Annotated in this window: 20 protein-coding genes; 11 read left to right on the forward strand and 9 right to left on the reverse strand. The window is 67.8% G+C overall.

The window, feature by feature from the left end; all coding sequences use genetic code 11:
* The first annotated feature begins 106 nt into the window (after positions 1-106).
* The 8 genes from ACSFA5_RS03250 to ACSFA5_RS03285 all read left to right on the forward strand — a co-directional run bounded on the left by ACSFA5_RS03250 (position 107) and on the right by ACSFA5_RS03285 (position 5771).
* The gene (locus tag ACSFA5_RS03250) at positions 107-1111 is read left to right on the forward strand and encodes a Bug family tripartite tricarboxylate transporter substrate binding protein (protein WP_435442569.1); all 1005 of its coding nucleotides are present in this window, start codon (positions 107-109) and stop codon (positions 1109-1111) included.
* A 26-nt stretch (positions 1112-1137) separates the two neighbouring features.
* On the forward strand, positions 1138-1803 hold the full coding sequence (locus tag ACSFA5_RS03255) for a response regulator (protein ID WP_435442570.1): 666 nt from the start codon (positions 1138-1140) through the stop codon (positions 1801-1803).
* Positions 1804-3243, forward strand: a complete 1440-nt coding sequence (locus tag ACSFA5_RS03260; protein WP_435442571.1) for a sensor histidine kinase — start codon at positions 1804-1806, stop codon at positions 3241-3243.
* Positions 3244-3274: 31 nt separating this feature from the next.
* On the forward strand, positions 3275-4288 hold the full coding sequence (locus ACSFA5_RS03265) for a Bug family tripartite tricarboxylate transporter substrate binding protein (protein WP_435442572.1): 1014 nt from the start codon (positions 3275-3277) through the stop codon (positions 4286-4288).
* A gap of 23 nt (positions 4289-4311) precedes the next feature.
* Complete coding sequence (locus ACSFA5_RS03270; protein ID WP_435442573.1) at positions 4312-4719, forward strand: DUF6194 family protein; 408 nt, start codon at positions 4312-4314, stop codon at positions 4717-4719.
* 47 nt (positions 4720-4766) lie between these two features.
* The gene (locus tag ACSFA5_RS03275) at positions 4767-4937 is read left to right on the forward strand and encodes a hypothetical protein (protein WP_435442574.1); all 171 of its coding nucleotides are present in this window, start codon (positions 4767-4769) and stop codon (positions 4935-4937) included.
* 193 nt (positions 4938-5130) lie between these two features.
* The gene (locus ACSFA5_RS03280; RefSeq protein ID WP_435442575.1) at positions 5131-5571 is read left to right on the forward strand and encodes an FHA domain-containing protein; all 441 of its coding nucleotides are present in this window, start codon (positions 5131-5133) and stop codon (positions 5569-5571) included.
* Positions 5568-5771 (forward strand): hypothetical protein, encoded by a 204-nt coding sequence (locus tag ACSFA5_RS03285; protein ID WP_435442576.1) that lies wholly within the window; start codon positions 5568-5570, stop codon positions 5769-5771. The genes ACSFA5_RS03280 and ACSFA5_RS03285 overlap by 4 nt, the downstream gene beginning before the upstream one ends.
* A 9-nt stretch (positions 5772-5780) precedes the next feature.
* Here ACSFA5_RS03285 and ACSFA5_RS03290 read toward each other — a convergent pair whose 3' ends face one another.
* The 5 genes from ACSFA5_RS03290 to ACSFA5_RS03310 all read right to left on the reverse strand — a co-directional run bounded on the left by ACSFA5_RS03290 (position 5781) and on the right by ACSFA5_RS03310 (position 11102).
* Positions 5781-6959, reverse strand: a complete 1179-nt coding sequence (locus ACSFA5_RS03290; RefSeq protein ID WP_435442577.1) for an ATP-binding protein — start codon at positions 6957-6959, stop codon at positions 5781-5783.
* Between the two features lie 132 nt (positions 6960-7091).
* Positions 7092-8318: an ROK family transcriptional regulator gene (locus ACSFA5_RS03295; RefSeq protein ID WP_435442578.1), complete on the reverse strand. Its 1227-nt coding sequence runs from the start codon at positions 8316-8318 to the stop codon at positions 7092-7094.
* Positions 8311-9108: an ATP-binding cassette domain-containing protein gene (locus tag ACSFA5_RS03300; protein WP_435442579.1), complete on the reverse strand. Its 798-nt coding sequence runs from the start codon at positions 9106-9108 to the stop codon at positions 8311-8313. Before ACSFA5_RS03300 ends, ACSFA5_RS03295 begins: the two co-directional genes overlap by 8 nt.
* Positions 9108-10070: an ABC transporter permease gene (locus ACSFA5_RS03305; RefSeq protein ID WP_435442580.1), complete on the reverse strand. Its 963-nt coding sequence runs from the start codon at positions 10068-10070 to the stop codon at positions 9108-9110. The genes ACSFA5_RS03300 and ACSFA5_RS03305 overlap by 1 nt, the downstream gene beginning before the upstream one ends.
* Positions 10071-10097: 27 nt before the next feature.
* Positions 10098-11102, reverse strand: coding sequence for a sugar ABC transporter substrate-binding protein (locus tag ACSFA5_RS03310; protein ID WP_435442581.1), 1005 nt, complete (start codon positions 11100-11102; stop codon positions 10098-10100).
* Between the two features lie 422 nt (positions 11103-11524).
* On the opposite strand from ACSFA5_RS03310, the gene aspT reads away from it, so the two are divergent.
* Positions 11525-13213: an aspartate-alanine antiporter gene (gene aspT / locus ACSFA5_RS03315; RefSeq protein WP_435442582.1), complete on the forward strand. Its 1689-nt coding sequence runs from the start codon at positions 11525-11527 to the stop codon at positions 13211-13213.
* A gap of 61 nt (positions 13214-13274) precedes the next feature.
* Positions 13275-14930 (forward strand): bifunctional aspartate transaminase/aspartate 4-decarboxylase, encoded by a 1656-nt coding sequence (locus tag ACSFA5_RS03320; protein WP_435442583.1) that lies wholly within the window; start codon positions 13275-13277, stop codon positions 14928-14930.
* An 85-nt stretch (positions 14931-15015) separates the two neighbouring features.
* On the opposite strand, the gene ACSFA5_RS03325 is transcribed toward ACSFA5_RS03320, so the two are convergent.
* From ACSFA5_RS03325 to ACSFA5_RS03340, 4 genes are all read right to left on the reverse strand, one after another.
* A complete protein-coding gene (locus tag ACSFA5_RS03325) occupies positions 15016-16209 on the reverse strand; it encodes an MFS transporter (protein WP_435442584.1) in 1194 nt (397 codons plus the stop codon).
* Positions 16209-17321: a chorismate synthase gene (gene aroC / locus ACSFA5_RS03330; RefSeq protein WP_435442585.1), complete on the reverse strand. Its 1113-nt coding sequence runs from the start codon at positions 17319-17321 to the stop codon at positions 16209-16211. Before aroC ends, ACSFA5_RS03325 begins: the two co-directional genes overlap by 1 nt.
* A gap of 32 nt (positions 17322-17353) precedes the next feature.
* Positions 17354-17539 (reverse strand): hypothetical protein, encoded by a 186-nt coding sequence (locus tag ACSFA5_RS03335; protein WP_093017646.1) that lies wholly within the window; start codon positions 17537-17539, stop codon positions 17354-17356.
* A gap of 118 nt (positions 17540-17657) precedes the next feature.
* Entirely contained in the window at positions 17658-18281 is a 624-nt protein-coding gene (locus tag ACSFA5_RS03340) for a TetR/AcrR family transcriptional regulator (RefSeq protein ID WP_435442586.1), read from the reverse strand.
* 144 nt (positions 18282-18425) lie between these two features.
* Between ACSFA5_RS03340 and ACSFA5_RS03345 the strand changes: the two genes are divergently transcribed.
* Positions 18426-19652, forward strand: a complete 1227-nt coding sequence (locus ACSFA5_RS03345; protein ID WP_435442587.1) for an efflux RND transporter periplasmic adaptor subunit — start codon at positions 18426-18428, stop codon at positions 19650-19652.
* Positions 19653-19656: the final 4 nt, after the last annotated feature.

Raw genomic sequence — 19656 nt, forward strand, 5'->3', positions numbered from 1 at the left:
GCCGCCAGCGCCCGACTGATGCACATGCATCCGGAAACTGACAGCATTCCGACAGCAACCACCGGGCACGATGCGCACTTTCCCCAAAAAGACGGAGACAAGCACCATGTCGCAACCCTTCCTGAACGACGCACACACCCGCCGCCACTGGCTGCAAGCCGGCGGCGCCCTCACCCTGGGCGGCCTGCTGCCGTCGCTGGCCTCGGCGCAAGACACCTGGCCCAGCAAGTCGATTCGCTTCGTCGTTCCCTTCGCCCCGGGCGGCAGCTCTGAAATCGTCGCGCGCTCCACCGCCGCCGAACTCTCGCGCACCCTGGGCCAGAGCGTGTTCGTCGACAACAAGCCCGGCGCGGCCGGCAACATCGCCATGAGCGAAGTGGCGCGCAGCACCGACCAGCACACGGTCATCCTCGGCCACATCGGCACGCTGGCGGTCAACCCGTACATCTTTGCCAAGCTGCCCTACGACGCCAACAAGGACTTCAAGCCCGTGAGCCTGCTGGCCAAGGTGCCCAGCCTGTATGTGGTGCACCCCGACGTGCCCGCGAAGAACCTGAAGGAGTTCATCGCCTACGCCAAGTCCAGGCCAGGCAAGCTCAGCTATGGTTCCGCCGGCAACGGCAGCGCGGGCCACCTGGCCTTCGAGTACCTGAAGATGACGGCCGACGTGTTCATGCTGCACGTGCCCTACCGGGGCACCGGCCCGATGGTGACCGACCTGCTCTCGGGCCGGCTCGACGCCTCGGCCATCGGCGCGGCGGCGATCATTCCGTTCATCAAGGCGGGCAAGGTGCGCTGCATCGCGACCGGCTCGGCCAAGCGCCTGGCGCAGCTGCCCGACGTGCCCACCGTGGCCGAGCAGGGCTTTCAGGGCTTCGAGATGACGCAGTGGTACGGCATGCTCGCGCCGGCCAACTTCACGCCGGCCAACCTGGCCAAGCTCTCGGCCGAGACCATGAAGGCCGTGAAGTCGCCCGACTCGATGCAGCGCCTGACAGCCGACGCGGCCGAAGCCGTGGGCGGAACGCCGGAGCAGTTCGCGCAGTTCATCGCGGCCGAACAGACCCGGTGGCAAAAAGTGATCGCCCGGGCAAACATCAAGCCGGACTGATCGATTCAGGCCCTAGCATCGGCGCCATGCGCATCCTGCTGGCCGAAGACGAACACACCCTGGGCACCTGGCTCTGCAAGGCGCTGGAGCATGCGGGCATCCAGGTCGAATGGGTGGACGACGGCCGCCTGGCCGACCGGGCGCTGCAGCAGCGCGACCACGATGCGCTGGTGCTCGACCTGGGCCTGCCGGGCATGGACGGCCACACGGTGCTGCAACGCCTGCGCGAACGCGACCAGCGGCTGCCCGCGCTGATCCTCACGGCGCGCGACTCGCTGCACGAGCGCGTGGCCTCGCTCAACGCGGGCGCCGACGATTTCCTTGCCAAGCCTTTTGCGCTGGCCGAACTCGAGGCGCGCCTGCACGCGCTGGTGCGCCGCGCACGCGGCGTGGAGCATCCGCGCCTGGCCTGCGGGCCGCTGGTGTACGACGGCGCACGCAAGCATTTCACGCTGAACGGCGAGGCGCTCGCCCTGTCGCCGCGCGAGCTGGCCGTGCTGCGCGTGCTGGTGCAGCGCAGCGGCGAGCCGCTGTCCAAGCAGCAGATATTGGAGCGCGTGTTCTCCGACGACGAAGAGGTGCACCCCGAGGCGGTGGAGGTGTTCGTCTACCGGCTGCGCAAGCGGCTGGACGGCACCGGCGTGCGCATCGTCACGCTGCGCGGCCTGGGCTATGTGCTGGAAGCAGACTGAATGAGCGTGGTGCAGCGCATGGCCCATCGGCTGCGCCGTGCGAGCCTGTGGCAGCGCTTGGCGCTGCTGCTGTTCCCCGCCCTGCTGACCGTGACCGGGATCGAGCTGTGGATGACACGGCACGACGCGCTGGCCGCCGCCAACGCGGCCTATGACCGCTCGCTGCTGGGCGCGCTCAAATCCATCGACGCCAACATCTCCACCGCCTCGGGCGGCCTGTCGGTCGAGCTGCCGTACACGATGTTCGAATTCTTCGAGCTCACCGCCAGCGGGCAGGTGTTCTTTCGGGTGGCGACCTCCGATGGACTGGTAGAGCTGGGCAGCGCCGACCTGCCCGCGCCGCCTGTCGCGCTTGCCATGGGCGTGCCGGCTTTCTACGACGCCACTTATTTCGGCGAGGCCGTGCGGCTCGCGGCCTACCGGCGCGACCTCGACCGCGCGCCGGCCGGCAGCACCGGGCGCAGCGTGCTGATCCAGGTCGGAGAAAGCACACGCTCGCGCCAGGAGTTCAGCGCACGCTTCGTGCGCAGCGCGGCGCTGCGCGACGGGCTGGTGCTGGCGATGCTGCTGTGCGGCACCGCGCTGGCGCTGGCGGCTGCCTTGCGGCCACTGTCGCGGCTCGCGCGCGAGGTGCAGGCCCGCACGAGCGACGACCTGACACGCATCGCCGAAACCGACCTGCCCGCCGAAGTGCGCCCGCTGGTGGCCGCGGTCAACCAGCAGATGTCGCGCACGCAGGCGCTGGTGACGCAGCAGCGCCAGTTCCTGGACGATGCCTCGCACCAGCTGCGCACGCACCTCACCACGCTGCAGATGCAGGCCGACTACGCGCGGCGCGAGCAAGACCCGGCGCAGGTGCAAGTCGCCCTCGATGCGCTGGGCACCGAGATCGGACGCGCCACGCGCAGCGCGCAGCAACTGCTGGCGCTGGGCCGCAGCGACACGGTGTCGGTGGAGCCCGCCGCGTTCGACATGGCCGCGCTGCTGCGCGAAGTGGCGCTCGACCTTCTGCCGCTGGCACGCGCCAAGCGGATCGACCTGGGCATCGACCTGGGCACCCGTTCGCCCACGCCGGAGTTCACTGCGGTGGCCGACCGCGGCCTGATGCGCGAAGCCTTGAGCAACCTCGTGACCAACGCCATCGCGTACACGCCGGCCGAAGGCACGATCACTCTCTTCGCGGCGGGCGATGCGGCGGGCTGGAGCCTCAACGTCGAGGACGACGGCCCGGGCCTGAGCGACGAAGAACGCACCGCGCTGGGCCAGCGCTTCCGGCGCGGCGCGCGCGCGGGCAAGGGCGGCTTCGGGCTGGGGCTGGCCATTGCGCGCTCCATCGCGCAGCGGCACCAGGGCGAGCTGCGGCTCGAAGCACGCGAGGCCGGGCAGGGGCTGCATGCGATCATCTGGTGGCCGCGTACACCGGCCCCTGCCGCCACCTGACTCGCCTGCCGCGCCTGCCGCGCCTGCCGCCATGCCCTTGCAGACCACCCGCCGCCATGCACTTCGCACGCTGTCAACGCTGCTGATGCCCTGGCTCGGCACGCGCGCAATGGCGGCCGACGACCCTTCCGAAGACGCCGCCGACTGCGTCATTCCCGCCAAGGCCGGCGGCGGTTTCGCATTGACCTGCGCGCTCGCACGCGACGCGCTGCAGGCCGTGCGCCCCACGCGCCCGCCGCTGGGCCAGCGCTACCTGCCGGGCGGCATCGGCGCGGTCGCGTTCGACCGCATCGCCACCGGCAAGCTCGGCGGGCCCGGCACGCTGGTGGCGTTTTCGAGCGGCTCGCTGCTCAACCTGGCGCAGGGCCGCTTCGGTCCGCACCCGCCGTCGGCCGTGCGTTGGGTCGCCACGCTGGGCACCGACTACGGCGTGATCGCGGTGCACCGCGACTCCCCTTGCAAGCGCCTGCAGGACCTGGTCGCCGCGCTGCGGCAAGACCCGTCGCGCATTGCCTTCGGCGCGGGAGGCACCGTCGGCAGCCAGGACTGGGTGAAGGCCGCCCTGCTGGTGCGCGCCGCGGGGCGCGACCACAAGGCCATGCGCTTCGTGTCGTTCGAAGGCGGTGGGGACGCATTGGGCGCGTTGCAGGGCAAGCATGTCGACGCCTTCCCCGGCGACGCGGCCGAGGCGCTGCAGGCCATCGCGGGGGGCGCGGCGGTGCGGCTGCTCGCGGTGCTGTCGGACCAGCGCCTGGGCGGCGCGCTCACCGGCGTGCCGACGGCGCGCGAACAAGGCGTCGACCTGGTGTGGCCGACCGTGCGCGGCCTGTACCTGAGCGCGGACGTGCCCGAGCCGGCGGTGCGCGCCTGGGCCGCCGCCTTTCGCGACGCGGCCGCCGCACCCGGCTTTGCCGCGCTGCGCGAGCAGCACGGCCTGTACCCATTCGCGCTCACCGGCGCCGCGCTCGACGGCTATGTGCAGGCGCAGATCAAGGGCTACCAGCAGCTGGCCGACGAACTGGGGCTGCGGCGCTGGAAGCCTTGACCCCCCCGACACCTCATCTCCCCATGACCGAAGACGACATCACCCAATACATCATCGAGATGCTCGGCGGCGGCCGTTTCGTGGTCACCGACGACAACAGCTTTTTCTTTCGCGGGACGCACGACAAGCTTCCCTTCGCTGCGATCGTCACCAAGGACAGCGGGTCCGACAACGCATCGAACCTGAATCGCCCCGGGGTTTTCAGGCTCGACGTCCAAGTGGGCGAGGAGCGCTTCGGCTTGCTCTTCAGTGAACAGGCACAGGCAGCCACGGCCCTCGATGCGCTCGACCGTCTGATGCCGCACCCGGTGCACGCCGCAACGCACTGGGTGAGCGTGATCAACCCGAGCCAGGGAACCTTCGAGACGCTGAAGCCCCTGCTTGCGCAAGCCCGCGCTTTCGGCCCAGCCCACCAGGCTGACTCGCACTAGGCGCCGCGTCCCACGTCCGGCATGCGGCGTGGGTGCAACCTGCGTTCATGACCGACCCACGCAATGTCGCGCACGACAAAAAAGTGCAACAGGAAAAGAAACACCACGGCGAAGAAATCGCACCGGGCGCCATCCACGCGCCACAGCCCGGCCAGAAGCCCGCGCTGAAGCATGACGACGCGGAGCCACCAGAAGGGGAAAACGCCGCATCGAAGTGATCCTTCCGCCCTACCACCTCGAAGCCCCATGCCTGGGGCTTTTCTTCGAGGTGGCCAACCGGACCGGGGGACAGGGTTTCAAGCGTTGCGACTACAGAAGATGTAAACCAAAGCGCTCAGTTTCCGGTCAACGCCGCGGGGCACCCTGCATGGCTTCCCCGCATGGTCATAGTTGATTTCACAGGAAACAAGAATGCCGGAGCTGGTAATTTCAATCGGTGCCAATCTGTCGCAGGTGGCGCTGACCCAACATCGCACCACGGTCGGGCGCCGTGCCGATTGCGACATCGTGCTCGACAGGTTGACCGTAAGCGCCAGTCATGCCGCGCTGCATCTGCGCGGCAACAAGATCTTCATCGAAGACCTGGGCAGCACCAATGGGACCTTCGTCAACGGCCTGCCCGTCACCGAACAGGCGCTCGAGGACAACGACTTCATCGAGATGGGCGGTTGTCAGATTCTCTTTCTGGATGCCGACGCCGACACTGTGGACCATGGCGCGGCCGGTGAGTCGGCCACGGATCGGCCGGTACCCACGGAATTCGCACCCACGGTGCCGGCCGGCGCGGACACGCCGCGCATGCCCGTGCTGCGCGTGCTGTCAGGACTGGGAGAAGGCCGGGAGCTGCCGTGAGCAAGGTCGTCACCACCGTCGGCACGCCCGGCGTGGCAGTGGCCGCCGTCACCCGGCGCCGGCAGGGCTACGTCGCGGCCAGTGTGATGGGCAGGGTCACGCTCAACGGCAAGCTGCTGGACACCGAAGCGATGCCTTTGAAAGAGCACGACGTGCTCGAACTCGACCGCGCGACGCGCCTCGCGTTCATCGAGGTATGAACGCTGTTTTCAAGTCGGGTCGGGCGGCCGCTCGCCCGGCCTGCCCGGTGATGCAGCCGCCGCAACGGCGCGAGGAATGCGAACCGCAAATGTGGTCCCGTCGGCGTCGCTCGACGCGACGTGAATCGAGCCACCATGCGCCAGCACCGTCTCGCGCGCGATGAAAAGCCCCAGCCCGAGGCTCGTGCGCGGGCGTCCGGGCTGCTCTCCGTCGAGCGGTAGCTGCACCATCGCGCTGAAGATCGTCTTGAGCGATTCAGCGGCGATCGCGGGGCCGCGGTTCGTCACAGACAACACCACCTCGTCGGTTTCGCCCGCAACGTCGAGCAGCACGCTGGTGCCCTTCGCGCGGTACTGGGCCGCATTGGCGAGCAGGTTCACGACCACCTGCTGGAGCCGCACGTCGTCGAAATCGCCCGACAGGTCACCGCGTGCGTTCAGCTCGAACACGCAATCGGGGTTGGCCGCAGAGGCGTTGTACAGGGCAGCCTGAACAATGTCGCCCATGTTCGCCGCCGCAGGCACCATGGGCATCTTGCCGCCGAGCTGCGTGCGCGAGTACTCCAGCAGGTCGTTCACCATGGTTGTCATGGTGGCGGCGCTTCGAACCAGCCGTTTGCCGGTCACGGCGTTGCCGTCGAGGTTCTTCGAGCGCTCCAGCAGCGAGCCCGTCATGCTGATCGCGGCCAGGGGCGTGCGCAGGTCGTGCCCGAGGATGGCCAGGAAGCGCTCGCGCGTGTGCCTGGTGTGCTCGGAAAAGGTCATTGCCGACTCGGCCAGGGCCTCGTCCACGGCTTCGTTGAAGCGCGTCATTTCGTCCACCACCGCGCGGTCGAACACCTCGACGGTGGGCAGCCACAGGCGCAGAACACTCGCGCGCAGCGCGCGAAATTCGGCGGTCAGCTGCACAAGTGAAAAGCCGCTGACCTCTCGCAACGTGCCGTGGACCGCAGCCGCACTGTGGAAACTTCCCTCGTCCGCGGCGTCGCCATGCGACTTGGCCCGTTGCTCGGCCTTGCTCTGGAAGCTTTCGATGTCCAGCGCGATGGCCTTGATGATCTGGTGCGCGTGGTCGCGCAATGCCTCGCTGGTCATCAGGGTGGCGGCGGGCTTCAACGTCTTGGCGAAGGCTTCCCAGTCCACCAGGATGTCTTCGGCGCGCTCCGTGAGAAAGCGGGAAAGCTTCATGCGGTCCTTGGTTTCACCCGGGCGTCATCACCCAGACTTCCCCGAATACTCCCGCGTTCCGTGTGAATTCCGCGTAGGACGAACGAGCCAAGTCTGCCGGCAATTGCCTCACGCAGCCCGTTTAGGCCGTCTTCAGGCCGCCTTCAAGAACACATCGTGGTCCGGCGCGAAGTTGGCGTGCAGCGGCAGCATGGCGCCTCCGAGCGCACACGCCAGCGCTCCCGCCCTGCCGCCGTGCACCTGCGGGCGCCACAGGCCTTCCCAATTGCACCGGTCCAGCGCGGCGCGCGTGCGCTCCAGCAGGGCCTGCAGCAGCAGGCGCGACATCGAGCCGTCCACCACCACGTCGGCCAGGTCGAGCATGGCGGCGCCGCTCACGATGGCATGCGCCAAGGCCTGCGATGCACCGTCCAGCCAGGCCTGGGTCGTGACGGCAAAGGGCGGCTGCAACGCACGGTCGTCGTAGGCGGCCATGGCGTCGAGGCCTTCGCCGGCCAGGCGCTGTTCCAGCTCCCAGAGCGAAGCCTGCGCGATGAGCTGCGTCGGCAGCGCACCGCTGCTTGCGGGCGGCTGCATCGGCAATGAAGCGAGCGCACCCGCATTGCCGTGCGCGCCCGTATGCAGGTGCGAGTTGATGACCAGCCCGCCGCCCACGAAGGTGTCGACGAAGATGTACAGAAAGCTCTTCAGGTCGTGCCCGCGTCCGGCCACCAGCTCGGCCACGCAGGCGGCCACCGTGTCGCGCGCGAAGCTCACCGGCACGTCGGTGCGCGCGCGCACCTCGGCGGCCAGGTCCATCTGGTTCCACAGGTCGGCCTGTGCCTTCGACAGGCCCAGCGTGCGGTGCCAGCCGCCGAGCTGGAACGGCGCGGCCAGCCCCGCGCCCACGTTGCGCACGGCCAGCGAACCGAGGCCGTCGCGCAGGCGGTGGATGTGCTGCGCTATCGCGGGAAGCAAGGCTTCGGCATCGGGAAAGTCGTAGCTGATGGCGTGGCGCTCGCGCACCTGCGCGGTGAAGTCGATCAGCAGCCACTCGGCGCCGCGCCGGCCCACCTTGATGCCGATGGAGAACGCACCGTCGGGGTTCAGCGCCAGCGGCACCGACGGCTGGCCGATGCGTCCGCGCACGCGGCTCTGCTTGACGACCAGGCCGTCTTCCTCCAGCCGCGCTGTGATGAGCCCGATGGTTTGCGCGCTCAGCCCGGTGAGCCGCGCGAGGTCGGCCTTGGGCAGGCTGGTGTGAACGCGCAGTGCCTGCAGCACCGTGCGCTCGTTGAACTGGCGCATGCCGACCTGGTTGGAGCCGCGGGGCCGCAGCAGGTCGGGCATGCGCGCAGGTGCAGTGTCGGCATCAGGCATGCGCCTCCGCGGGCAACTGGTCGGCCGTCATCGCGCCGGTCATCACGGCCACCGTGTCGCTCATGCTGATCTTCTTCGGATTGAGCACCGCCGCGCGCTTGCCCAGCCGCGCCACGTGAATGCGGTCGGCCACCTCGAACACGTGCGGCATGTTGTGGCTGATGAGCACCACGGGCAGTCCGCGGTCGCGCACGCGGCGAATCAGCTCCAGCACCATGTTGCCTTCCTTCACGCCCAGCGCGGCGGTCGGCTCGTCCATGATGACCACGTGCCGCGCGAAGGCCGCGCTGCGTGCCACCGCCACGCACTGGCGCTGCCCGCCCGAGAGCGTTTCGACCGCCTGCGTCATCGACTGGATGCCCACCTTCAGGTCGGCCATGCGTGCGGTGCTTTCGACGAGCATCTTCTTCTTGTCGAGCATGCGCAGCACGTTGCCCAGGAAGCCGGGGCGGCGCAGCTCGCGCCCGAGGAACAGGTTCTCGTAGATGGTCATGGCCGGGGCCACGGCCAGGTCTTGGTACACCGTCTCGATGCCCGCGCGGCGCGCGTCCAGCGGATTGCGAAAATGCACCGGCTTGCCGTCGAGCAGGATCTGTCCTTCGTCGGGCACCACCGCGCCCGACAGCGCCTTGATGAGCGAGGACTTGCCCGCGCCGTTGTCGCCGATCACCGCGAGGATCTCGCCCTCGCGCAATTCGAAGTCGACGCCGTCGAGCGCCGTGACCTGGCCGTAGCGCTTCACCAGGCCCTTGGCCTGCATCACGATCTTGGGGTTGGCAACGGCGTTCATCAGCGTGCTCCCTTGCGCGAGAGCTGGTCGGCCGCCACGGCAAGAATCACGAGCACGCCCGTCACCAGCACCTGGTAGATCGACGACACGCCCATCAGCGTGAGCCCGTTGCGAAACACGCCCACGATGAGCACGCCGATCAGCGAGCCCAGCACGATGCCGCGACCGCCGAACAGGCTGGTGCCGCCCAGCACCACGGCCGTGATGGCGTCGAGGTTCTCGGTCTGGCCCGCGTTGGGGTCGCCCACGCCGGTGCGCGCCACCGACAGCAGCGAGGCAATGCCGTACAGCACGCCCGCGGCCACGTACACGCCCAGCAGCACGCGCTGCGTCGGAATGCCGACCAGCCGCGTGGCCTCCGCGTTGTTGCCCACCGCGTAGATGTGCCGGCCGGCGGCCGTCTCGCGCAGCACAAACCACACGAGCGCATACAGCGCCACCATCAGCACCGAGCCCCACGCCACCTCGGCGCTGCCGATGGTGAAGGTGGTGCCCAGGCCCGTGAGGCCGCCGGGCAGGTCGGTGATGGTCTGCGACGACGAATACAGCTGCGTGATCGCGAAGGCGATGTTCAGCGTGCCCAGCGTCACGATGAACGGCGGCAGCTTGATGCGCGTGACCAGCAGGCCGTTGAGCAAACCGAACAGCGTCGTCACGCCGATGCCGCACAGGATGGCCAGCGGCACCGGCATGCCGAGCTCGGTGGCGAACTTGGTCATGATGATGCTGCCCAGGGCCATCACCATGCCGCACGACAGGTCGATGCCGGCCGTGAGGATGATCAGCGTCTGGCCGATGGCGATCACGCCCACCACCATCACCTGCTGAAGAATCAGCGAGAGATTGCCACCGGTCAGGAACCGGTCGGACTGGGTCGCGAAGAAGATGCACGCGCCCAGCAGGGCCAGCCAGGGCCCCAGGGCACCCCAGGGGATGCGGTGCGTTGCGGGTTGGGTCGCCATCGGTGTGTGCTCCCTGCGTCTACGCTTTTACTTCTTGCCCCAGCACAGCTCGGCACCGGTCTTGGTGTCCTTGCTGTCGACGCCCGCCACGCTCTTGCCGGCAATGAGCGTCACGCCGGTGTCGACGTAGCCCGAAGCCTTCTTGCCCGTCTTGGCGAACTCGACGCCCGCGGCCACGCCCATGGCGGCCATCTTCAGCGGGTACTGCTGCGAGGTCGCGGCGATGACGCCGGCGTTGGTGTCCTTGATGCCCTGGCAGCCGCCGTCCACCGAGACGATCAGCACGCCCTTCTCCTTGCCCGCGCGCTTCAGTGCGTTGTAGGCACCGGCCGCGGCGGGTTCGTTGATGGTGTAGACCAGGTTCACTTCGGGCGCCTTCTGCAGGCAGTTTTCCATCGCGGTCTGCGCCTTGGCCTGGTCGCCGTAGCTGTCGGCCATGCACACGATTTCAGGCGACTTCGACAGCTCGTTCGACTTGGCGTCGTTCGCAGGCAAGCCGAAACCCTTCATGAAACCGTTGTGGCGCTGCGCACCCACCGGGTGGCCCGGCAGCAGGTCGAGCGCGACGATCTTGGGCGTCTTGCCGGCCATCGCGGCCTTGGCGTATTCGCCGATCAGCACGCCGGCGGTGTAGTTGTTGGTGGCGAACAGCGCGTCGGTGGCGTCCGGCGGATCGGCCGGGCTGTCGAGCGCGATCACCATCACGCCCTTGTCGCGCGCCTTCTTGATGGCCGGCACGATCGCCTTCGCGTCGCTGGGCGTGATGAGGATGGTCTTGGCCCCGGCCGCGATCATGTTTTCCATCGCGGTGATCTGGCCCGCGTTGTCGCCGTCGGCCTTGCCCGCGCCCGAGAGCAGCTTGGCACCGAGCTTCTTGGCTTCTTCCTGCGCGCCCTCTTTCATCTTGACGAAGAAGGGGTTGGTTTCGGTCTTGGTGACCAGGCCGATGACGGGCTGGTCGGCGGCGAATGCGCCGCTGGATGCGGCGAGGGACATGGCCGCCACGGCCAGGATGGAGCGGGTGCTGAACATGGGTTGGTCTCCTTGGGCGGGCGGCGATGCGCCTGCGGTCTTGTGGAACCGGATCGCTCGGCCTTCGTTGGAAGTGAAGGCGCGGCGTCCGGGCGCAGCGAGACTATCGGCCAGGAGAGGGACTAAATCAAGATGATTTAGTTATCGGAAACCCGGGGGTCGAACGTTCCATTTATGTTTCGCTTATTTCCAGAATTATTGGAATCTTGATTTTTCGCAAGGACCAATTTCCGCAACTGAATATCGTGCGGTCCAGTAAAAGTCTTCTGCAAATTGATGAAAAGCAATGAGCCGAGGAATGGCGCGTGACAGCCAGGCGCGCCGCGGCTCTGCATGCCGGCCAGCTCGGCATCCCGTCGGGCTGCTGGCGCACCACGCCAACTGGTTTTTCTATCGATCTGCAACCTCAAAGGACTTCACCCATGGAATGGCTGCACGAACTCTTCAAGAAGTCGCCGGAGATCGCGCTTTTTCTGTCGCTGGCGGTGGGCTACTGGATCGGCAAGATCAAGTTCGGCAAGTTCCAGCTCGGCGGCGTGGCCGGCTCGCTGCTGGTGGCGGTGCTGGTGAGCCAGGCGGGTGTGCACGTGGACGCCGGCGTGAAGGCGGTGCTGTTCGCGCTGTTCATCTACGCGGTGGGCTTCGAGAGCGGGCCGCAGTTCTTCAGCTCGCTGGGCAGGCAGTCGGTCAAGGAGATCGTCCTGGCCGCGGTGCTGGCGCTCACCGGCCTGGCGACGGTGGTGATCATGGCCAAGCTGTGCGGCCTGGACAAGGGGCTGGCCGCGGGCGTGGCGGCGGGCGGGCTCACGCAGTCGGCCATCATCGGCACGGCGGGCGACGCCATCGGCAAGCTCGGGCTGGAGGCGGCCGAGACGGCGCGGCTGCAGGCCAACGTGGCCATCGGCTACGCGGTGACCTACGTGTTCGGCTCGTTCGGCGCCATCATCGTGTGCGTCAACATCCTGCCCAGGTTGATGGGCCGCACCATCCGCGACGACGCCATCGCCGCCGAGACCGCCATGCAGGCCGGCGTGAAGGTGCTGGGGCCCGACCAGGAAGAAGCGGCGCCCTCGCTGGTGGGCCGCATCTACGAACTGACGAGCGACCCGAAGCGCACGGTGGCCGACATCGAGAACGCCGACCCGGCCACCACCATCACCCTGGAGCGCGTGAAGCGCGACGGCAAGTTCATCGAGGTGAGCCCCGCGCTGCAACTGCGCCAGGGCGACATCGTGCTGGCTGTCGGCCGGCGCGACGCGGTGGTGGCCAGCGCGCCGCTGCTGGGCAAGGAGGTGTATGCGGTCGACGGCATGGCGCTCACCATGCAAAGGCGCGAGATCGTGCTGACCCACAAGGCGTTCGACGGCAAGACGGTGGCGCAGATCCGCCAGGCCACGGCCGGCGGCGTGCGCCACGGCATCTTCGTGGTGCAGATCAGCCGCATGGGAAAGGTGTTGCCCATGCAGCCCGACACCGTGGTGCAAAGCGGCGACCTGGTGTCGATCTTCGGTGCCGAGCAGGACGTGAAGCGCGTGGCGGCCATCGTCGGCGACGTGATCGTGCCGAGCGCGAAGACCGACTTCGTCTACCTGGGCGCGGGGCTGGTGGTGGGCCTGCTGGTGGGGCTGCTGAGCGTGAAGATCGGCGGCATTCCGCTGACGCTGGGCGCGGGTGGCGGCGCACTGCTGTCGGGCCTGCTGTTCGGCTGGTACCGCGCCAAGCGCCAGACCTTCGGCGCCCTCCCGCCGAGCGCCGTGCAACTGCTGAAAGACCTGGGCTTGGCGGGCTTCGTGGTGGTGGTGGGCCTGTCTTCGGGCCTCCAGGCGGTGCAGACCATCAAGCAGCTCGGGCTGACCATCTTCGGCGTGGGCGTGGTGGTGACCATCGTGCCGATGCTGCTGACCATGCTGTTCGGGCGCTACGTGCTGCGCTACAGCAACACGGCCATTTTCGCGGGCGCGCTCAGCGGCTCGCGCAGCGCCAACCCGGCCTTCGGCGAAGTGCTCGACAAGGCGGAAAACGCCATACCCACCGTGCCCTTCGCCATCACCTATGCGCTGGCGAACGTGTTCCTCACGCTGCTGGGGCCGCTGATCGTGGCGCTGGTGTGAGCGCGGCGACGCGTTTCGCACTTTCGATTTCTTTTTTGTTTCCCCAACCAAGGAGCGTTCCATGGATTTCAGCGACGTGAAGAAACTCGGGGGCCTGAGCCCCTTCGAACTGAAAGACGCACTGATCCAGGTGGCCCGGCAAAGCGACCGCCTGATGCTGAATGCGGGTCGCGGCAACCCCAACTTCCTGGCGACCACGCCGCGCCACGGCTTCTTCCAGTTCGGGCTGTTCGCCATGACCGAGAGTGAGCGTTCATACGTCTACATGGAAGGCGTGGGCGGCTTCCCGCAGCGCGAAGGCATCGAGGCACGCTTCGAGATCTTTGCCAAGGCCAACGAAGGCCAGCCCGGCGTGCGCTTCATCGAGGCGGCCGTGTCGTACGTGCGCGACCAGCTCGGCCTGTCGGCGGGCGACTTCATCTACGAGATGTGCGAGGCCATCCTCGGCTGCAACTACCCGGTGCCCGACCGCATGCTGCGCCTGAGCGAGATCATCGTGGGCCAGTACATCCACAAGGAGATGATCGGCACGCACCCCTTCGTGGGCAGGTTCGACATGTACGCGGTGGAAGGCGGCACCGCCGCCATGACTTACCTGTTCAACAGCCTGCGCGAGAACCACCTGCTGCAGGCCGGCGACACCATTGCGCTGGGCATGCCGATCTTCACGCCGTACATCGAGATCCCGCACCTGAACGACTACCAGCTGATCGAGGCGCTGATCGACGCCCCGCCGGACAACAACTGGCAGTTCACGAAGAAGGAGCTGCAGAAGCTGCTCGACCCGAAGGTGAAAGCCTTCTTCCTGTGCAACCCGAGCAACCCGCCGTCGGTGAAGATCAGCGACGAGGTGCTGGGCTGGATCGCCGACATCGTGAAGCAGCGGCCCGATCTCATCATCCTCACGGACGACGTGTACGGCACCTTCGCGGACAACTTTCTCTCGCTGTTCGCGGTGTGTCCGCAGAACACCATCCTGGTGTATTCGTTCTCCAAGTACTTCGGTGCGACCGGCTGGCGCATGGGCGTGGTGGCCACGCACGAGGACAACATTCTCGACCGCCAGATCGCCGCGCTGCCCGAGGCCACGCGCAAGGAACTCGATGCGCGCTACGGCTCCATCACCATCGAGCCGCGCAAGCTGAAGTTCATCGACCGGCTGGTGGCCGACAGCCGCACCGTGGCGCTGAACCACACGGCCGGCCTGTCGACACCGGTGCAGGCGCAGATGGTGATGTTCTCGCTGTTCTGCCTGATGGACGAGCCCGAGGCGTACAAGAAGTCGATGAAGCACATCGTCGCGCGGCGCAAGGAGGCGCTGTACCGCGAGCTCGGCCTGCCGCTGCCGGCCGACCCCAACTCGGTGAGCTACTACCACCTGCTCGACCTGCACGACATTGCCACCCAGATGCACGGCGAACACTTCGGCACGTGGATCCTGACGAAGCTGGAGCCGAACGAGGCGCTCTTTCGCATCGCCGAGGAGACCAGCATCGTGCTGCTGCCCGGCCGCGGCTTCGGCGGCAAGCAGGCGTCGGGGCGGGTGTCGCTGGCGAACCTCAACGAATACGACTACGCGAACATCGGACGGTCGCTGCGCAAGCTGGCTTCGGAGTACTTTGCGATCTTCGAGAAGGAGAGCGAGGGCGGCAAGGGAAAGGGCGGCAAAGTGAAGACCGCTGTCGTCGAACCCTTGAAGATCGGCAAGAAGAAGTGAGCCTGGCTTCCCGCGCCAGCGGCGCGGTGACGCATGCGTGCTGCGCCCGTGACACATCGCCGGTCCTGTCCTGTGCGGACCGCGCTCAGGCTCGAACCGCTCGCTCCACGCGTTCGAGCTTCACCACCCGCCAGGCGCACAGCGTGCCCGCCACCGCCAGCAAGGCCGCCGCCGCAAACATCGTGCGATACCCGAACACCTGCGCCACCGCGCCACCCAGCAACACACCCAGCACGCCCCCGAAGCCGTAGCCGATCACCGTGAACAGCGCCTGCCCCCGCCCGCGCAAGTGGCCGGGGAAGCGGCGCGACACCACCGCGATGCAGGTGGTGTGGTGCGCGGCGAAGCTCAGCGCATGCAGCCACTGCGCGACGACGAGCGCGGCCATCGAGCCGCCGAGCCCCGCGGTGAGCCCCAGCCGCGCCACGGCCGCGATGCCGCACACCAGCATCCATCGCGGCATCGGCATCAGGCCGATGAGCCGACCCTGCAGAAAGAACCACACGATCTCGGCCACCACCGACAGCGCCCACAGCAGGCCGATGGTGCTCTTGCCGTAGCCGATGGAGTCCAGGTAGAGCGAGAAGAACGCGTACACCGAGAAGTGCGACATCACCTGGAAGAACAGCGCCGCGAAGAACCACCGCACCGCCGGGTTGCGCAGCACCGGCCCGATGGGCGGCTTGACGCTGCCGTGCGCGGCCAACGGCTCGCGCACGTCGGGCAGCTTCATCGTCGCGACCAGCACGATGGCCAGCGTGCCCGCGGCCCACGCCGGAAAGTGCTTCATGCCGAAGCGCTCGAACCACTCGCCCGCCACGAACACCGTCAGCAAAAACCCGGCCGAGCCGCACAGCCGGATGCGCCCGTAGCGGCCCCAGTCGCCGGCCACCAGCTGCGCCATGGCCGCTTCGGTGAGCGACATCATCGAGCTGGTGTGGGTGAACATGACCAGCAGCACCAGCGCGAGCCACCACGCGCCGCCGTGCCACCACAGGCCGAACGAGCTGATGAGCGCCACCGCCGCGCTGAAGCGCAGCAGCTTCACGCGGTGCCCGGTGTGGTCGCTGAGCGCGCCCCAGGCGTAGGGCGCGAACACCCGCGTGATCGACTGCACCGAGGCCAGCAGGCTGATGGTGAAGATCGGCAGCCCCAGGTCCTTCAGCCACAGCGGCAGGTAGGGGTTGAAGAAACCGATGTGCGCGAAATAGCTGGCCGACAGACCAGCGAACGCCAGCAGGTGGCCGCGCCCGGCGGCCACGGGTGGCGCGGCAGGCACTAGAGGAAAGACGCCTGCGGGGACGCTGCTTCGTTCTTCTGGGCTTCGGTCTGCACGTCGCCGCACTGCGCGCGGTTGCGCAGCACGTGCTCCATCACCACCAGCGCGAGCATGGCCTCGGCGATGGGCGTCGCGCGGATGCCCACGCACGGATCGTGGCGGCCCTTGGTGATCACTTCGACGGGGTTGTTGTGGATGTCGACCGACTGGCGCGGGCTGATGATCGAGCTGGTCGGCTTGATGGCGATGCTCACCTCGAGGTCTTGCCCCGAGCTGATGCCGCCCAGGATGCCGCCCGCGTTGTTGGTGGCGAAGCCGGTGGGCGTGATCGAGTCGCCGTGCGTGGTGCCGCGCTGGGTGACGCTGTCGAAGCCGGCACCGATTTCCACCGCCTTCACCGCGTTGATGCCCATCATCGCGTAGGCGATTTCGGCATCGAGCTTGTCGAACAGCGGCTCGCCCAGGCCCACGGGCACGTTCGTGGCGGTGACGCGGATGCGTGCGCCGCAAGAGTCGCCGGCCTTGCGCAGGCGGTCCATGTAGTCCTCCAGCGCGCTCACGTCGGCGATGGGGGCGAAGAAGGGGTTGTGGGGCACGTGGTCCCAGCGCTCGAACGGGATCGCGATTTCACCGATCTGCGTCATGCAGCCGCGAAACACCATGCCGTATTTTTCGGCCAGCCATTTCTTGGCGACCGCGCCGGCCGCCACCATGGGCGCCGTGAGCCGCGCCGAGGAGCGCCCGCCACCGCGCGGATCGCGGATGCCGTATTTCTTCCAGTAGGTGAAGTCGGCATGGCCGGGGCGGAACTGCTCGGCGATCTGCCCGTAGTCCTTGCTGCGCTGGTCGGTGTTCTGGATCAGCAGCGCAATGGGGGTGCCGGTGGTCTTGCCCTCGTACACGCCGGAAAGAATCTGCACCGCGTCGGCCTCGTTGCGCTGGGTGACGTGGCGGCTGGTGCCGGGGCGGCGGCGGTCGAGGTCGCCCTGGATGTCGGCCTCGCTCAATGCCATGCCGGGGGGGCAGCCGTCGATGACGCAGCCGATGGCCGGGCCGTGCGACTCGCCGAAATTGGTGACCGCGAAGAGTGTTCCGAAGGTGTTGCCGCTCATGGCGGGGATTATCCCCACAAAGGGGCGCCCACTCAGTCGGTCGTGTTTTCCATGCGCTTGGTGAGCGTGCCCAGCTGCAGTTCGATGGAGAACAGCCGCTCGTTCAGCACCGCGGTCTGCAGCCGGATGGCCTCGACGATGGCCTTGGTCTGGGGGTCGGTGGTGTTGTCGGCCAGCTCCGCCAGGTCGTGCAGCTTCTTGCGCAGTTCGTTGCTCATGAAAGGCTCCGGTGAAACGCATCGTGGAAGGCCCAGTATGGGGTTTCGCCGGCCCGGGGGCAATGCGGCGGCCTCGGGGTTTTCCGGGGCCTGTGCTTCGCCGAACAGGCGAATGCGCTCACTCGGGCGTATCGCCTCTTTCAGCGTAGCCACCGAGAAACACCTGCACGGCGCGCCGCGTGGTCTCCTTGAGTTCCTTGCGGGTCAAGGGCCCCTGAATGCCCAGCAGGCTCGGCTTGACGGTCTCCGAATCCAGCAGGCCCATCAGGTGGTGCGCCGCCGAGAGGGGGTCGGCCGTTCGCAAGCGGCCCTTGTGCATCTGCTGCGACAGGAAGTCCGCCAGCGCGGCCAGCCCCTTTTTGGGCCCGCCTTCGTAGAAGCGCCGCCCGATGTCGCTGCGGCCCGCTTCGGCGATCACCGCCCTTTGCGCCTGGACGACCTCCTGCGAGCACACCACAGCCAGCACCTTCTCGCCGAAACGCTGCAGCACCTGCGCAAGGTCGTCTTCCCCCTCCTGTGCCAGCGCCGAGAAGATGGGGTCGAAATGCTGGCTCGCGGCGGCGTGGATCGAGGCCACGAACAGTTCTTCCTTCGAGCTGAAGTACCCGTAGAGCGTGGCCCTGGAGCCGCCCACCCGCGCGGCGATCTCCACCATCGAGGCGCCCTCGAACCCGAGTTCCCTGAACACCTCCGAGGCCACCTGAACGATGGCGTCGCGCTTCGCTTCGGTTTTCACCCGCATGTCGTTGCCCTTCTATTTCTGTACACGTTTGATCATTATTGATTGACATGCCCTCCGAGTCAAAATACATTTCAGTACAGCACTGTCTATTTAATCGCCGATCGGGACCTTCCACACCCCGTCGCTTTCCACCGGAGAACCGCCATGCGCCCCCCTCTCACCTACGGCCTGACCTTTGCCGCGGCCCTTGTCTCCACCTGCATGCTCGTGGCGTGCGGCAAGCCGCCGGGCGGGCCGCCGCCGGCGCCCGGCACGCCCCAGGTCGGCGTGGTCACGGTGCAGCCGCAGCGCGTGGCCATCACGACCGAGCTGCCCGGGCGCACCGTGCCCTTCCTCATTGCCGACGTGCGTCCGCAGGTCGGCGGCATCGTCAAGGCCCGCAAGTTCCGCGAAGGCAGCGACGTGAAGGCCGGCGAAGCGCTCTACCAGATCGATCCCGCGACCTACAAGGCCAGCTACGACAGCAACGTCGCCGCGCTGGCCAAGGTGCAGGCCAGCCTGGTCACCACCCGGCTCAAGGCCGAGCGCTACAAGGAACTGGTGGCCATCAAGGCGGTGAGCCAGCAGGACAACGACGACGCCGCCGCCTCGCTGCAGCAGGGCGAGGCGGACGTGGCCGCGGCCCGGGCCAATGTGGAGACGAGCCGCATCAACCTGGCCTACTCGCGCATCGATGCGCCGATTTCGGGGCGTATCGGCAAGTCGGCGGTCACGCCGGGCGCGCTGGTCACGGCCAGCCAGTCGACCGCGCTGGCCACCATCCAGCAGCTCGACCCGATCTACGTGGACGTGAGCCAGCCCAGCACGGCCATGCTCCGGCTCAAGCAGGCGATGGCGCGCGGCGACCTCGAAAAGAGCGGCGCCAACGCCGCCCGGGTGCGGCTGCTGCTCGAAGACGGCAGCACCTACGCGCTGGAAGGCAAGCTGGAGTTCTCGGACGTCACGGTCGACCAGGCCACCGGCGCCATCACGCTGCGCGCGGTGTTCCCCAACCCCAATGCCGATCTGTTGCCCGGCATGTACGTGCGCGCGGTGCTGCAGGAAGGCGTGAAGGAACAGGCGCTGCTGGTGCCGCAGCAGGCGGTGTCGCGCGACGGCGCCGGCAAGCCGACGGCTTACGTGGTCGATGCCCAGCACAAGCTGCAGCAGCGCGCGCTCGAGACCGATCGCGCCATCGGCGACCAGTGGCTGGTGCGCAGCGGCCTGCAGGCCGGCGACCAGCTCGTGGTGGACGGCCAGCAGAGCGCGGCGCCCGGCGTGCAGGTGAAGACGGTGCAATGGGCGCCCAAGCCGAAGGCCCAACCCGACCCCAAGGCGGGCACCGAGACCGCCAAGGCCGCCCCCGCCGGTGCGGCCGGCGCGGCCAACTGATCGA

It is taken from the genome of Variovorax monticola (genome assembly GCF_051216855.1).
Taxonomy (GTDB): Bacteria; Pseudomonadota; Gammaproteobacteria; order Burkholderiales; family Burkholderiaceae_C; genus Variovorax.

Bases quoted from the DNA above. Each gene is read 5' to 3' on its own strand.
- ACSFA5_RS03250 (WP_435442569.1), top strand. From the start codon at position 107: ATGTCGCAACCCTTCCTGAACGACGCACACACCCGCCGCCACTGGCTG.
- ACSFA5_RS03255 (WP_435442570.1), top strand. From the start codon at position 1,138: ATGCGCATCCTGCTGGCCGAAGACGAACACACCCTGGGCACCTGGCTC.
- ACSFA5_RS03260 (WP_435442571.1), top strand. From the start codon at position 1,804: ATGAGCGTGGTGCAGCGCATGGCCCATCGGCTGCGCCGTGCGAGCCTG.
- ACSFA5_RS03265 (WP_435442572.1), top strand. From the start codon at position 3,275: ATGCCCTTGCAGACCACCCGCCGCCATGCACTTCGCACGCTGTCAACG.
- ACSFA5_RS03270 (WP_435442573.1), top strand. From the start codon at position 4,312: ATGACCGAAGACGACATCACCCAATACATCATCGAGATGCTCGGCGGC.
- ACSFA5_RS03275 (WP_435442574.1), top strand. From the start codon at position 4,767: ATGACCGACCCACGCAATGTCGCGCACGACAAAAAAGTGCAACAGGAA.
- ACSFA5_RS03280 (WP_435442575.1), top strand. From the start codon at position 5,131: ATGCCGGAGCTGGTAATTTCAATCGGTGCCAATCTGTCGCAGGTGGCG.
- ACSFA5_RS03290 (WP_435442577.1), bottom strand. From the start codon at position 6,959: ATGAAGCTTTCCCGCTTTCTCACGGAGCGCGCCGAAGACATCCTGGTG.
- ACSFA5_RS03295 (WP_435442578.1), bottom strand. From the start codon at position 8,318: ATGCCTGATGCCGACACTGCACCTGCGCGCATGCCCGACCTGCTGCGG.
- ACSFA5_RS03300 (WP_435442579.1), bottom strand. From the start codon at position 9,108: ATGAACGCCGTTGCCAACCCCAAGATCGTGATGCAGGCCAAGGGCCTG.
- ACSFA5_RS03305 (WP_435442580.1), bottom strand. From the start codon at position 10,070: ATGGCGACCCAACCCGCAACGCACCGCATCCCCTGGGGTGCCCTGGGG.
- ACSFA5_RS03310 (WP_435442581.1), bottom strand. From the start codon at position 11,102: ATGTTCAGCACCCGCTCCATCCTGGCCGTGGCGGCCATGTCCCTCGCC.
- aspT (WP_435442582.1), top strand. From the start codon at position 11,525: ATGGAATGGCTGCACGAACTCTTCAAGAAGTCGCCGGAGATCGCGCTT.
- ACSFA5_RS03320 (WP_435442583.1), top strand. From the start codon at position 13,275: ATGGATTTCAGCGACGTGAAGAAACTCGGGGGCCTGAGCCCCTTCGAA.
- aroC (WP_435442585.1), bottom strand. From the start codon at position 17,321: ATGAGCGGCAACACCTTCGGAACACTCTTCGCGGTCACCAATTTCGGC.
- ACSFA5_RS03335 (WP_093017646.1), bottom strand. From the start codon at position 17,539: ATGAGCAACGAACTGCGCAAGAAGCTGCACGACCTGGCGGAGCTGGCC.
- ACSFA5_RS03340 (WP_435442586.1), bottom strand. From the start codon at position 18,281: ATGCGGGTGAAAACCGAAGCGAAGCGCGACGCCATCGTTCAGGTGGCC.
- ACSFA5_RS03345 (WP_435442587.1), top strand. From the start codon at position 18,426: ATGCGCCCCCCTCTCACCTACGGCCTGACCTTTGCCGCGGCCCTTGTC.